General features: G+C 73.0%; 9 protein-coding genes. 1 reads left to right on the forward strand and 8 read right to left on the reverse strand.

Translation table 11 applies throughout. The annotated features are described in order from the left end of the window. From ACFWBB_RS40980 to ACFWBB_RS41015, 8 genes are all read right to left on the reverse strand, one after another. Positions 1-2,794 (reverse strand): AMP-binding protein (locus ACFWBB_RS40980; protein WP_385283898.1); only part of this gene is annotated, 2,794 nt, incomplete at its 3' end. A 123-nt stretch (positions 2,795-2,917) separates the two neighbouring features. Next, positions 2,918-4,291: a M20/M25/M40 family metallo-hydrolase gene (locus ACFWBB_RS40985; RefSeq protein WP_385283901.1), complete on the reverse strand. Its 1,374-nt coding sequence runs from the start codon at positions 4,289-4,291 to the stop codon at positions 2,918-2,920. A gap of 34 nt (positions 4,292-4,325) precedes the next feature. Continuing rightward, the gene (locus tag ACFWBB_RS40990) at positions 4,326-5,435 is read right to left on the reverse strand and encodes an acyl-CoA dehydrogenase family protein (RefSeq protein ID WP_385283904.1); all 1,110 of its coding nucleotides are present in this window, start codon (positions 5,433-5,435) and stop codon (positions 4,326-4,328) included. A gap of 77 nt (positions 5,436-5,512) precedes the next feature. Further along, positions 5,513-6,700, reverse strand: a complete 1,188-nt coding sequence (locus tag ACFWBB_RS40995) for an acyl-CoA dehydrogenase family protein (protein ID WP_385283907.1) — start codon at positions 6,698-6,700, stop codon at positions 5,513-5,515. Beyond that, on the reverse strand, positions 6,697-10,911 hold the full coding sequence (locus ACFWBB_RS41000; RefSeq protein WP_385283910.1) for an amino acid adenylation domain-containing protein: 4,215 nt from the start codon (positions 10,909-10,911) through the stop codon (positions 6,697-6,699). The genes ACFWBB_RS40995 and ACFWBB_RS41000 overlap by 4 nt, the downstream gene beginning before the upstream one ends. Further along, the gene (locus ACFWBB_RS41005) at positions 10,904-11,776 is read right to left on the reverse strand and encodes a [LysW]-aminoadipate kinase (RefSeq protein WP_385283913.1); all 873 of its coding nucleotides are present in this window, start codon (positions 11,774-11,776) and stop codon (positions 10,904-10,906) included. Before ACFWBB_RS41005 ends, ACFWBB_RS41000 begins: the two co-directional genes overlap by 8 nt. Before the next feature lie 46 nt (positions 11,777-11,822). Continuing rightward, a complete protein-coding gene (argC, locus tag ACFWBB_RS41010; protein WP_385283915.1) occupies positions 11,823-12,851 on the reverse strand; it encodes an N-acetyl-gamma-glutamyl-phosphate reductase in 1,029 nt (342 codons plus the stop codon). Positions 12,852-12,975: 124 nt separating this feature from the next. Continuing rightward, positions 12,976-13,158, reverse strand: coding sequence for a lysine biosynthesis protein LysW (locus ACFWBB_RS41015; protein ID WP_385283917.1), 183 nt, complete (start codon positions 13,156-13,158; stop codon positions 12,976-12,978). A gap of 236 nt (positions 13,159-13,394) precedes the next feature. Between ACFWBB_RS41015 and ACFWBB_RS41020 the strand changes: the two genes are divergently transcribed. Continuing rightward, positions 13,395-14,223, forward strand: an 829-nt coding sequence (locus tag ACFWBB_RS41020) for a condensation domain-containing protein (RefSeq protein WP_385283920.1), incomplete at its 3' end; no start/stop codon positions are given.

A 14,223-nucleotide genomic window follows, 5' to 3' on the forward strand; every position in this document is an offset into this window, starting at 1 on the left:
CCGACCACCGCCCGGCCACCGACGCGAACGACGCCAGCAACCCCTGGAACACCGTCGCCCGACCCACACCCACCACGCCCCGCAGCTGCTCCACCACCACAGCGGGCACGGCGACCGGCAGTACGCCAAGTTCGTAGGAGGCGTGGTTGTCGCTGCGGGAGACCTTCGCGGGGAGTTCCAGGCCGGTCGCGCCGTCGAGCGTGGTCTTCCAGTGATCGAGGCCCGCCTCCAGGGCGTCACCTTCGAGCGTCTCCCGCTGCCAGGCCGCGAAGTCGCCGTACCGCAGGTCGAGTTCGGGCAGCGGCGACACCTCGGCATTGGATGTGAAAGCCCCGTACACCAGGCCGAGTTCGCGCAGGACGATCCCCAGCGACCAGCCGTCGACCACCGCGTGGTGCGCCACCAGGCCCACGGCCCACTCGCCCGCACCGACCCGGCCCACCGCCACCCGTACCAGCGGACCCGCCGCCAGGTCGAAGGGCTGCCGGGTCTGCGAGTCCAGCCAGGCCGTCACGCCAGCCTCGCCACCAGGCACGTCGACCACCGGCACCGGGACACCGGCCGTCGGGTCGACGATCTGACGCAGACCCTCGTCGGTCCAGGCGAACCGCGTCCGCAACGACTCGTGACGGGCGATCACCTCACCCACCGCGCGTTCCAGCACGGGCACATCCAGCGCGCCCGAGATCCGCAGACCGCCGGCCACGTGGTACGCCGAGCCCGCCCCGAGCCGGTCCAGCAGCCACAGCCGCTCCTGCCCGAACGAGGCGGCCGGCGGCGCGTCGGCGTCCGTGGTACGACGGGTGATGGCGGCGCCGGGTGTGCCGGTGCCCGAGGACCGTACGAGGTCGGCGAGTTGGGAGACCGTGGTCTCGCCCAGCAGTGCGGTGAGCGGGACCTCGACGCCGTGCTCGGCCTCCAGGGCCGAGCGGAGCCGGACCGCGTGCAGGGAGTCGAGGCCCTGCACGACCAGCGGCCGGGTCGCGGAGATCCGGTCCACGGTGGTGCCCAGGGCGTCGGCGGCCTTGGCCAGGACGTCCGCCCCGATGGGATCGTCGGTGAAGAGACCGACGGCGCTGTCGCCCACGGGGGTGGACCCGGTGCCGTTGGCGAGGGCCTGGAGGTCGCCGGCGGTGTAGCGCTCACGAGTGGCTCGGCGGCGGATCTTGCCGCTGGAGGTGCGCGGCAGGGCGCCCATCCTGACCAGCACGATGTCGTGGAGGGCGAGTCCGTGCTCGACGGTCACGGCGGTCCGGATGGCGGTGAGCACCGCGTCGGCGTCCTCGTCGCGGAACTTGCGGCTGACCTCGTGGAGAAGGACGACGCTCTCCCCGGTGCCGTCGTCGAGACCGAAGGCGGCTGCCCGGTTGGGCACCAGGAGTTCGTGGCTGAGTTCCGCGGTGTACTCGATGTCCTGCGGGTAGTGGTTGCGGCCGCGGACGACGATGAGGTCCTTGATCCGGCCGGTGATGAAGAGTTCGCCCTGGTGGCGGAAGGCGAGGTCGCCGGTGCGCAGATAGGTACGGCCGTCGGGTTCGGCGAGTTCGGCGCGGAAGGTGGACTCGGTGAGTTCCGGGCGGCGCCAGTAGCCCTGGGCGACGGATTTGCCGGCGACCCAGACCTCGCCGGTCCCTCCCTCCCCGACGGGCAGCAGCGTCTGCGGGTCGACGACCAGGATGCTGTCCTCCCCCTGGATGTCGCCGCAGCCGATGAGCGTGGTGCCCGCGGCACCCTCCGCCGGCGGCTTCGGACCGTCCTCGGTGAGCGTGACGGCGAGGGGTTCGGCGCCGGGCTTGCCACCGGTGACGAAGAGGGTGGCCTCGGCGAGTCCGTAGCAGGGGTGGAAGGAGGAGCGGCGGAATCCCGCCGGGCCGAAGACCCGCTCGAAGTCGTCGAGGGTGCGGCTGCGGACCGGCTCGGCGCCGATCATGGCGTGTTCCCAGCTGGACAGGTCGAGTCCGGCTGCCTCTTCCTCGGTGACCCGCCGGACGCACTCGGCGTAGGCGAAGTCGGGTGCCGCGCTCATGGTGCCGCCGTGCCGGCTGATCGCGTCGAGCCAGCGCAGCGGGCGGCGCAGGAAGGTCATGGGCGCCATCAGCACGCAGGGGAAGCCGCTGTAGAGGGGCTGGAGGATGCCGCCGATGAGACCCATGTCGTGGTAGGGCGGCAGCCAGCTGACGCCGACGCTGTCGCGGGTGGATCCGTTGGCGCGGGCGATGGTGCGGGAGTTCTCGATCAGGTTCGCGTGCCGCAGGACGACGCCCTTGGGCGAGCCGGTGGAGCCGGAGGTGTACTGCAGGAAGGCCAGCGCGTCCCCGCCGGGGGCGACCTCCGCCCAGGCGCCGCTCGCTTCGCGGGCGACGATGTCGGTGGCCGTCCAGGCCAGCTCGGAGAGGGCGCCGAGACTGTCGCCCATGGCCTGGATGAGCTGGAGGCTGGAGTCGTCGGTGAGCGCGACGGTCGCCTCGGCGTCGATGACGATGTCCATCAGCCGGTCCAGGCCCCGCTTGCCGGAGGGCGGGTAGACGGGGACGGCCGCGGTGCCGGAGTAGAGGCAGCCGAAGAAGCCGACGATGTACTCCTCGCCCGGCGGGTACAGCAGCAGGGCCCTGCCTCCGGCGGTGCCCTGCTGCTGCATGGCGGCGGCGGTGGCGCGGGCCCGGGTGTCGAGTTCACCGTAGGACAGCCGGCGCTCCGAGCCGTCTTCCTCGAGCAGGATGTACGCGGTGGCCTCGGGTGTGGCGGCGGCTCGGGCACGCAGCATCTCGACGAGGTCGGCGGGGCGGAACGACATGGTTCTCCTCCGGGTTCCGGGCAGGGTTCACGGGCACGTCGGCCCGTGGCGCGGCGGTTCGGGCCACGGGCCGGGCGGTGGGGCCGTGCCGCGGCGTACGACGGTCGGCCGGGTGCGGGTGGGTCAGGGGTGGTCGATCAGCAGTCGGTACAGGCAGTCGGCGCCGAAGCGGACCGCGTCGGCCGGGACCCGCTCGTCCGCGTCGTGCATGTTCTCCTGGTAGCGGGAGCCGGCCGGCAGCAGCATCGGCAGCCAGCCGTAACAGTCCATGCCGAGGTTGGCGAAGAGCCGGGCGTCGGTCGAGGCCGGCGTGATCATGGGGATCGGAACGCCCTCGGGGTCGGCGTCGCGCAGGATCTCCACCAGCCGCTCGTAGAACGGGCCGAACTCGGGCTCGGCCTTGGGGTTGCGGGACCCTTCGAGCAGCAGCTCGATGCCCACCTCGTCCCCGAGCCGGCCCGAGGCGCTGAACTCGTTGAGCAGGGCCCTCAGTTCGGCGACATAGTCATCGACGCCGAAGTCACCGGGCAGGATGCGGCCGTCGAGATCGACGGTGATCTCCGCCGGGATCATGTTGATCTTCTCGGGGGTGCGGATGATCGTCGCGTTCACCGTGTGCCGGATGGTGGAGTCCAGGTAGACCGCGTCCGCCGTGTCCATCAGTTCGTACGGCACGGTCGTGCGCTCACCCTTGCGCAACGCGGCGAGCTCCGCCGCGAGTTCGTCACCGACGACGGCGCTCATCTCCTGGAGCATCCGGTCGAGAGCGGGGGTGAGGTGGACGGGGAGACGGCCGTCGCGCAGTGCGGTGAGCACCTCGGTGAGCTGGTGCACGGCGAGGTTCGGCCAGCCCTGGCGGGAGGCGTGACCGCCGCGGCCGCGCAGGGTGAGCCGCAGCCAGCAGGCCCGCTTCTCGGCGACGCCGATCGGGTGGAAGCGCCGGGTCGGGTCGGCGGTGAGCACCGCGCCGCCGTCCTCGCCGATGCAGTACGGAATGCCCTCGAACAGCTCGGGGTGGTGGGTGGCCAGCCAGCCGGCGCCGACCCGGCTGCCGTTCTCCTCGTCGGACACGACGGCGAGCAGGACATCGCCTGCGGGTGCCTCGCCCCGGGCGCGCAGGGTGAGCAGCGCGGCGAGCATCATGGCGAGCCCGCCCTTCATGTCGATGGCCCCGCGGCCCCAGACCTCGCCGTCGATGAGCAGCGCCTCGAACGGCGGGTGGGTCCACTCCTGACCGTCGGTGGGCACCACGTCGGAGTGTCCGTGCAGCAGCAGCGGGGGCGCCTCGCCCCGTCCCGGAACACGGGCGATCAGGTTGGGCCGCTCCGGATCGGGGCCCATCAGCCGCGACTCGATGCCGGCCTCGGCGAGCAGCGCGGCGATGTACTCGACGCAGCCGCGCTCCTCGCCGGGCGGGTTCACACTGCGGAAGCGGATGAGCCGGCGCAGGATCGGGACGGGGTCGACGGCCTCGGCCGTCTCGGGCTGTGGGGACATGGCCGTTCCTTTCGTCGGAGGTGGGAGCGCGGGATCACAGCAGGGTGGCTGCCCGGTTCCACAGTTGGGTGGGGCTGCCCCACAGCACGGCGTCGAGCGCGGCGCGCCGGAAGTACAGCTGGATGTCCGCGTCCTCGGTCATGCCGTGGGCGCCGTGCACATGGAGCCCCTGGGCGGCGGCATCGCGTGCGAGGTCGGCGGCGAGTGCGAGGGCCTGGAGGACGGCCAGGTCGGCCTCGGCGCCGTCGATCAGGGCTCGGGCGGTCTCCTCGACGAAGGAGCGGACCGCGGTGATCCTGGCGAAGAGCGCGGCGAGGGTGAACGCCACGCTCTGGTGCCGGGCGAGCGGCTGGTCGAACTGGACCCGGCTCTTGGCCCGCTCGACGGCGAGGGCGAGCGCGCCCTGCGCCTGACCGACCAGGGTGGCGGCGTGCCGGATGCGGACGGTGGCGAGCGCCCGGTGCCAGGCGTGCCTCGCGAGCCCCGGGTCACCGATCAACCGGCCGCCGTAAAGCGGCACTTCGTGAAGTTCGACGGTGTGCAGGTCGCCGCGGCTGATGTCGTCGTGACGCCGCAGGGTGACGCCGGGGTCGTCGGCCCGCACCAGGGCGAGGGCCGTGCCCGCGGCGACCGTACCGACGACGAGGATCCAGTCGACGGAGTCGGCGCAGGAGACGAACCGGCGGTGACCGCGGACCCAGGGGCCCGAGGGGCCTTCGCCGAGGACGAGCGGTGAGGGCTCGTACGGGTCGTCGGTGCCCGTGGCCCGGGGCGCGAGGGCGACGGTGGTGGCGCCGTCCGCGACGGCGTCGAGCAGATCGGCGTAGGCATCGCTGTCGTGCGCGCCGAGGGCGGTGATGAGTTCGGCGGCGGCCGCCGTGTCCTGGTAGGGACTGCGGAGCAGGGACCCGCCCATCATGTCGCCCAGGGCCATGAGGTGTTCGGGGGACTGGGTGCCGTCCACGACCGCGTCGAGCACCCCTGTCGCGGCGAGGGTCTCCCAGACCGCCGCCCGGGCGTCGGACTGCTCCGGGGCGACCGGTCCGCCTCCGAGGGGCCGCTCGCCCATCCTCCTCAGGACGGGTGCGAGGTCGCCCTCGAAGAGTTCCGCGAGTTCGGCCGGCAGGGCCGCTACGGAGGTCATGTGGATGGTCCTCTCACGCTCTCGGATCCCGTTGCTCACGGGCCGGGCTGTCGGGCTTCAGGAGCAGAGGCCGGGCTTCAGGAGAAGAGTTCGAGCCCGGCGGCGGCGATGATCTGGAGCATCACCTCGGAGGTGCCCGAGGCGAGCGTGTGGGCGGGGCTCTGCCGGTAGACGGCCTCCGGCCGGCCGAGGTCGGGGGCCTCGCCGTCCCAGCTGCTCAACAACCCGTCCAGGCCCATGACTTCGACGCCGAGGCGGACGACGTCGTCGGACTGCTGGGTGATGAACCACTTGGAGGCGGCCGACGCCACCGGGTCGGGCTGCCCGGCCGCCTGGGCGCGCACCATGCTCCAGGCGAGCGCGCGGCCCGCCCGGAGCCGGGCGTCGAGTTCCGCCAGGCTCCGTGCGTAGCCGGGCTCGGTGATCCGGCCGGTGCGGCGTGCGTCCGCGACGACCGCGTCGAGCCAGCGGCGCAGCTTGGCCTGGAAGTCCATGCCGGTGCGTTCCAGCAGCAGCATGTCGTTGACGGGCTGCCAGCCCTCGTCGACCTGTCCGACCACATGGTCGGCGGTGAGCCGCACACCCTCGACGACGATTTCGTTGAACCGCTCGTTGCCCATGCTCCACACCGGGTTGATCACCACGCCGGGCGAGCGCAGCGGCAGCAGGAAGAGGGTGATGCCGTGGTATTTCACCGGGCCTTCGCCGGTGCGGGCCGCGCACAGCGCCCACTCGGCGAACTGCGACTTCTGGTTGAAGATCTTCCGCCCCGACAGCCGCCAGCCGTCGCCGTCCGGCACCGCCCTGGTGCGCAGCGCCGCGAGGTCCGAGCCGCAGTGCGGCTCGGTGAACAGGACGGTGGCGATCTCCTCGCCCCGGGCCAGCGCCGGCAGGTGCCGGGCGCACTGCTCGGGGGTACCCGCCTCCAGCAGGAACTGGCCGACCGTGCCGATGCTCAGGACGTGCTGGTCCTCGGGGACGCCGTGCAGCACCATCTCCTCGAGGACGATGCCCGCCTCGACGGCCGACAGGCCCAGCCCGCCGTACTCCACCGGCCAGGCCGGGGCCAGCCAGCCGCGCTCGCCCAGCCACCGGTACACATCGAGCAGGCCGCTCTCCTCGCGCGGGCCGTAGTCCTGCATCACGTCGACGGCCTTGCGGACGCGGTCCTCGGCGAAGAACTCCCGCACCTCCTGACGGAAGGCGCGCTGGCGCGGGGTGAGCCATCCGTCCGTGGGGCCGGCGGCCGCGCCGACGCCGCTCATGCCTGGGCTCCCCGGTGTGCGGCGACGGCCCCGTCGAGGATCTCCTGCAGCAGGTCGGCGACCGCGCCGACGTGCGGCGGCGCCACCATGGCGTAGTGGTCGCCGGGCGCGCGGCGGTGGGTGAACCCGCCGGTGGTACGGGTCTGCCAGTAGCGGGCGCGTTCGTCGGCCTCGGGGGCGTCGGAGGTGAGCAGTGCGAGGGGGACGTCCGTGGTCCGCGGGCGCCAGACGGCTCCGGCGCGCACGGTCGTGACGAAGGTGTGCATACGGGCGGCGAGCAGGCCGGTGTCGGCGTCGGGCGCGAGCTCGGATGCGGCGAGTCTGCGTGCGGCCACGGCGATCTGCTCCTCGTAGTCCAGTGCGTCGATGTCGTCCAGGCCGGGCGCCCCGGCGGCCCCCGGACCGCGCAGTCCCGCCAGGTCGGCGGCGTAGAGCGCGAGGGCCCTGGCGGTGCTGGGCGGTTCGGCCAGTTCGGGCGGCACATCGGTGTCGAGCAGTGCGATCACCGCGATCTCCGCCCCCGTCGCCCGCAGCGCGTGGGCGGTTTCGAAGGCCAGGGCGCCGCCGGTGGACCAGCCGCCCAGGTAGTACGGGCCGACGGGCTGCGCGGCCCGGATCGTCCCGGCGTGCGCCGCGGCCAGCGCCGCGACCGGGTCGGCCTCCCCGGCAGACAGCCGTGGCGCCTCGAGCGCGTACAGGGGCTGCTCCGGGTGGAGGCCGGCGGCGAGCGGGACGTAGGGGGCGACCGAGCCGCCGCTGGGGTGGATGCAGAAGAAGACGGGACGCTCCCCACCGGCCGCCAGCACCACGGGAGCGGCCGCGGCCGCCGGGCCGGAGGCATCACGCGTGGCCGGTGAACCGCCGTCGGTGGCGGACGGGTTCGGGGCCGCCGACCCTCGCACGGCGTCGACCAGTCCCGCGAGCTGCTCCACCGTCGCGTGGGTGAAGAGCTGCCTGAGCTGGATCTCGGCGCCCAGCACCTCCTCGACCCGGGCCAGCAGCCGGGTCGCCTGGAGCGAGTTGCCGCCCACCATGAAGAAGTTGTCGTCGCGGGCGAATTCCCTGTCGGGGAGCAGTCCCGCCCAGATGCCGGCGACGGCACGCTCGGTGCCGGTCGCCGGGGCCTGACGGTCCTTGCGGGCCCGCTGCTCGGGCTCGGGCAGTCTCTTGCGGTCCAGCTTGCCGTTCGGGGTCAACGGCAGGGCGTCCAGCGTCACGAAGGCACTGGGCAGCATGTACGGCGGGAGGTCCTCGGCGAGATGGGCGCGCAGCGCGGCGGGCTCGGGACGGGCGCCGGGCGCCGGTACGACGTAGGCGACCAGCCGCGGCCCCTCCGGCGGTGCGTCGAGGACCACGACCGCGGCCTGGCGCACCTCGGCGTGCCGGGAGAGCACCTGCTCGATCTCGCTGGGCTCGATCCGCAGGCCCCGGATCTTGACCTGGGTGTCGGCCCGGCCGAAGAACTCCAGTTCGCCGTCGCCGCGCCGCAGCGCCAGGTCGCCGGTACGGTACATCCGGCTGCCGGGGCGGGCGAACGGGTCGGGCAGGAAGCGCTCGGCGGTCGCTCCGGGCGAGCCCGCGTAACCGCGGCTCAGCCCGAGGCCGCCGATCCAGAGCTCGCCGGCCACTCCGCGTGGTGCGGGCCGGCCGAACGGGTCGAGGACATACGCGTACTGGTTGGCGAGCGGCCGGCCGATGGGCGGGCTGGCCGAGCCGTTCTGCGGACCGCACAGATGGTCCACGGAGGCGACGGTCGTCTCGGTGGGGCCGTATCCGTTGTGGAAGGCCCGCCTGCCACCGTCCCGCCAACGGTCGACGAGGTCGCCGGGGAACGGTTCGAGTCCGACGAACAGGTTCCGCAGGTCCGGGAGTTCGGCCGCGTCGAGGACGGCGAGGACGGACGGCGGGATGTCCGCGGTGGTGACGTGTTCCGCGCGCAGCAGCGCGGCCAGCGACACCGGATCGAGGAGGGTGGCGCGCGGCGCCATGACCAGGGTGGCGCCGGAGGCGAGCGCGCTGTGGATCTCGAAGACGCTGACGTCGAAGGCCGGGTTGGCGAACTGCAGCATCCGGTCGTCGGGGGTGAGGCCGAACATCTCCACCGCCGAGGCGGTGAAGTTGACGGCACTGCGGTGCTCGACGAGAACACCCTTCGGCTTGCCCGTCGAGCCCGAGGTGAAGATCACGTACGCCAGGTTGCGCGGGTGGACGGGCAGGTCCGGCCGGGTCCGCGGGCCGCGCTCCAGCGCGTCCAGGAAGTCGGCGGCACGCCAGTCGAGGCGCCGTACCGTCCCGGGAAGCACCTCACCGAGCGCGCCCTCGGTGACGACCAGGGTGCTGCCGGCCCGCTCGAGCATGTAGCCGAGACGGTTCTCCGGATGAACCGGGTCGAGCGGCACATAGGCGCCGCCCGCCTTGAGGATCGCGAGCTGGGTGACGATCAGCTCCGGCCCGCGCTCCATCAGGATGCCGACCCGGCTCTCCCGGCCTACGCCCAGACCGCGCAGGTGATGGGCCAGCTGGTTGGCCCGTGTGTCGAGCTCCCCGTAGGTCAGGGTGCTGCCGCGGAAGCGTACGGCGGGCCGTGCGGGGTGCAGGTCGGCCTGCCGCTCGAAGAGCTGGTGCAGGGCCGAGTCCGCGGTTTCGTACTCCCGGTCGGTGCGGTTCTCGCCGTGGACCAGTTGGTGGCGTTCGGCGTCGTCGAGCAGTTCGATCCGGCCGATGGGTGTCCCGGGGTCGGCGACGACCGCTTCCAGGATCCGGCCGTAGTGCCCGATCAGCCGGTCGATGCGCTCACCGTCGAAGAGCTCGGTGGAGTACTCGATCCACACGCGGTAGCCCTCACCGGGCACCTCGGTGAGCTGGAAGGCCAGGTCGAAGCGGGCTGTGCCGACGATCAGCGGCACCTGTTCGATGCGCAGTCCGCCCAGGTCCTCGCCGTCCGCGGCGGCGTTCTGCAGCGTGAAGGAGATCTGGAAGAGCGGGTTGCGCCCCGCCTCCCGCTCGGGCTGCAACGCGTCCACGAGCCTGCCGAACGGCACGTCCTGGTGCATCAGACCGCCTACGACGGTCTCGTTCGTACGGGCGAGGAGTTCGCGGAACGTGGGCTCGCCGGAGAGGTCGGTGCGCAGGACCAGGGTGTTGGCGAAGAACCCGACGAGCGGCTCGGTCTCGGGCTCCGTACGCCCGCTGACGACCGAGCCGACGACGACGTCGTCCTGTCCGGTGTGGCGGGACAGCAGCGTCTGGAAGGCGGCGAGCGCGACGGTGAGCACGGTGACGCGCTCGCTGCGGGCCAGGGCGACCATGGCCTGTTGCAGCCTCGCGGGCAGCCGGCTCTCGCGTACCGATCCGGCGCCGGTCGGCTGCTTGGGTCGCGGCCGGTCGCTCGGGAAGTCGAGCACGGGCAGCCCGTCGAGGCGCTCGGTCCAGTAGGCGAGCCGGTTGTCGAACGACGGCTCGGCGAGCCTGCGCCGCTGCCACACGGCGTAGTCCGCGAACTGCACGGGCAGCGGGGGCAGCGGATCGGGCAGCCCGGCCGCCTCGGCCGCGTACCGCGCCATGATCTCGCGCGAGACGATCGCGGTGGACCAGCCGTCGGTGGCGATGTGATGGATGTTGAGGAGCAGGACGTGCTCCTCGTCGGCGAGCCGGAACAGGCTCGCTCGCAACACCGGTCCCGCTGCCAGGTCGAAGGGCCGGCCCGCGCCCTCGGCGATGAGCTCGGTGACGTGCTTCTCCCGCTCCTCGCCGGGGAGTTCACGCAGATCGGTGAGGTCGAGCGGCACGGGGGCCGGGTCCTCGACGATCTGGTGGGGAAGGCCGTCGGCGCTGCCGTAGCGGGTCCGCAGGATCTCGTGCCGCTCCACGACCGCGCTGATCGCCCGGCCGAGGACGGCCGGGTCGAGCGGGCCGGTCAGGCGCAGCGCGAGCGGCGCGTTGTACGCGGCGGAGCCGGGGTTCCACCGGTCCAGGAACCACAGCCGTTGCTGGGCCGCGGCGAGCGGCAGGCTGCGGTCGCGGTCCGCGCGTTCGATGCGCTGTTCGGTCCGGCGGCTGTTCCGCAGCCGCTGGAGGGCCTGCCGGGCGCCGCCCGCCGTGGGGGTGCCGGGGGCGGGCGGCGCCGCGGACGCGGGCTCGCCGGGGACGGCGCCGGGCAGGGCTTGTGGCGCACGGACGGCCCGCCGTGGCACCCGCTTGAGGTCACTCATCTTCCGCTCCCGGCACATCGTCGTTCTCTTGGTCCTGCGGTGCCTGCGGTGCCAGCACGACGGCCGTCGATTCGCCCGCCAGCGCCCGGCGCACCGGCTCGGCCACCCGGCCGTCCGCGATCAGCACCTCGGGGACCGAGCCGACCAGCGCCTCGCGTGCGGCGATGAGTTTCACGGCCATACCGCCCTCGGCGCCCGGCGGGATGCCGTCGAGGGGCAGCTCGCAGCGGTCGAGGCGGCTGGTCGCGTCCCGCGGGTCGGCCAGGACGCCGGGGGCGGCGGTCAGGAACACCAGTCGCCGGGCGCCGAGCGCCACGGCGACGGCGGCCGCCGCGCGGTCCGCGTTGACGTTCACCGGTCGGCCGTCCTCGGCGAGCGCGGGCGGCGAGACGACCGGGGTGATCCCGGCGTCGAGGAGCACCTTGAGCGCGGCCGGGTCGACTTCGTGGATACGTCCGCTGTGGTCGTCGCGCACCAACACGGTGCGGCCGTCCACCCGGGCCCGGATCGCCGTCTTGCGCCGCGCCCGCAGCAGGCCGGCGTCCAGGCCGGTCAGCCCGACCGCGGGCACCCCGTGTCCGGCCAGCTCCACCAGGACAGCCGGCTTGACCTGCCCGGCCAGCGCCAGGGTCAGCACCTCCAGGGTGGCGTCGTCGGTGTACCGCGAGGTGACGCCGCTGCGCGCGGTGATGGTGCGCTGCGGTACGCCGAGCCGAGCCGCCAGCTGTTCGAGTTCGGCCGAGCCGCCGTGCACCAGCACGACCCGCTCGCCCGCCTTGACCAGCGCGGCGACATCCGCGCACACGCGGGCCGGGTCCACTCCGGCGGCGCCGCCGCACTTCACGACGGTCAGTCCGTCTGCCACTGCCTTCCCCTCCTTCGGGTCTTCCGGGTCTTGCGGTCGTCCGGGTTCACACCGGGTGCAGACCGGTGAATCCGAGACCGAGGGTCTCCGGCCGGCCGAAGCGGATGTTCATGGTCTGTACGGCGTTGCCCGCACCGCCCTTGACGAGGTTGTCCAGCGCGGCGACGAGCACCGCGCTGCCGTCCTCCGGGTCCGTGGCGAAGCCGATGTCGCAGAAGTTGGAGCCGTTGAGGATCTTCGGCTCGGGCAGCCGGTACAGGCCGCGCTTGTGCGCGACGATCCGGACGAACGGCTCGTCGGCGTAATAGGCGCGGTAGAGCTTGCGCAGCTCGCGCTCGCCGAGCGTGACGCCGTCGGCGGCCTGGACGCGGATCAGCACCTGCACTCCGCGCACCGCCTCCACACCGGTCGCGCTCATCCGCACGGTGAGCCCGGTGCCCTGCGCGACCTCGGCCTCGTGCCGGTGCCGCTGCGGTTTGAACACCCGCATGGCACCGCTGCGTTCGGCATGCAGGTTCATGGCGTCGGCGCTCACTCCGGAGCCGCTGGAGCCGACCCGGCCGTCGACGGTGACGTCGGAGCGGATCAGGCCCTCGGCCGCCAGGGGGTACAGCGCGAGGGTGGCCGCGTTCGCCATGCAGCCGGGCATGGAGATCCGGCCGGCCGTGGTGAGCTCCTTGCGGTAACGCTCCGGCCAGCCGGTGACGAACTCCGTCAGCAGCTCGGGCCGGGAGTGCTCACCGTAGTAGCGGGCGTGCACCTGCGGGTCGCGCAGCCGGAAGCCGCCGCTGAGGTCGATGACGACCGGCGCCTTCCCGGTGAGCCCGGGAATCAGCTCCGCCGCCACCGAGGGTGACAGGGCCGTGAAGATCACGTCGCAGTCGGCGACGTCCTCCGGCGCGCAGAAGAGCAGATCGGTGCTGCCCCGCAGATTGGGGTGGACCGTGTCCACCCTGCGGCCGGAGAGCCTGGTCGACACCGCACTCACGATGTCGGCTTCGGGGTGGCCGAGCAGCAGTCTGAGCAACTCTCCACCGATGTACCCTGACGCGCCGTAGACGCCGGCACGGATCACGGAGACCTCCAGGTCTGTAACTGTCTGAGCTGTGTGAACCGCCCGAACCGTCCGGGTCGGCGGGCGCCGGAGGTGCGGCGGCGGTCCCCGGACGCCCGGCGTCCGGGGAGTTCTGACCCGCGGGCTACTCGCCCCAGTCCTCTTCGACCTCCGGGGCGAGCGCGAGCAGCAGCGGCTCGACGGTGATCACTTCGAGTTCGCTCAGGCAGTCGCCGCATTCGACGATCTCGCTCTGGCGCACCCCTTCCGGGACGGCAACGCCGTGTTCGCACTCCGGGCAGGTGGTGACCGCGGTCGCGGTGGTCATCCCGTTCCTCCTCGTGTCGGTCGGGCCGGGTCGTCTCCCCGGCCGGATACGAGCGTCGCCGCCGGATGGCGGCCCCGGACAGTCGGGGGAATCCCGGACAGCCCGTGCAGGCCGCCGGCGCCGCGCCGCGTAGGGGTTCCTCCCGACTGTCACGAGGACCGGCTCGCTGCGAGCCTCGAAGCCGGGCCCGATCGACCGCCCGACATCCCACACATCCCGGAGGGGCTGACATCGCCATGTCTGAGGCCGAGTTCACGTCTGAAGCCGAGTTCGACGAAGAGGTCTTCCTGTTCCCCGCCTCGTTCGGGCAGGAGCGGCTGTGGCTGCTGGACCGGCTCGGGGCGGGCTCGGCGTACCACGTGGCCGGCGGTCTGCGGATCTCGGGCGCGCTGGATGTGCCCGTGCTGGAACGCGCGGTGGGTGAGGTGATCGCCCGTCACGAGTCGTTGCGGACGCGGTTCGCCTGGACCGATGGCGCTCTGCACCAAGTGGTGGCTCCCGCCGGTCCGCCGGTGGTGCCGGTGGCCGATGTGCCGGGCGGCGAGGACGGATTGACGGGCTGGCTGGACTCGGTGGCCGAGGAGCCCTTCGATCTCGCGGACGGTCCCCTGATACGGATCGTGGTGGGCCGCCTGGGCGACGGCGAGTGGGCCGTGGGCCTGGTGGTGCACCACGCGGTGGTCGACGGCTGGTCGCTGGGGATCGTCCTGCGCGAACTCGGCCTGTTGTACGGGGCCTTCGCGTCCGGTGCCGAGGTGTCGCCGCTGCCCGAACTCGACCTGCAGTACGGCGACTTCGCGGTCTGGCAGCGCGAGGAGCTGACGGACGAGGTGCTGGCGGAGCAGCTCGCTCACTGGACGGAGACCCTGGCCGGGGCGAGTGCGCTCGACCTGCCGACCGACCGGCCGCGCGGCGAGCAGGCCTCCTCCTACCGGGCCGGCTCCGTCCCCGTGCTGATTCCGGCCGCGCGGGTGGAGCAGCTGCGGGGCGTGGTGGGTGTGGGTCGGGCGACGGTGTTCCAGGGGTTGCTGGCGTCGTTCGCGTCGGTGGCCGGGCGGTGGTCGG

This window comes from Streptomyces sp. NPDC060000 (assembly GCF_042737375.1).
GTDB lineage: Bacteria > Actinomycetota > Actinomycetes > Streptomycetales > Streptomycetaceae > Streptomyces.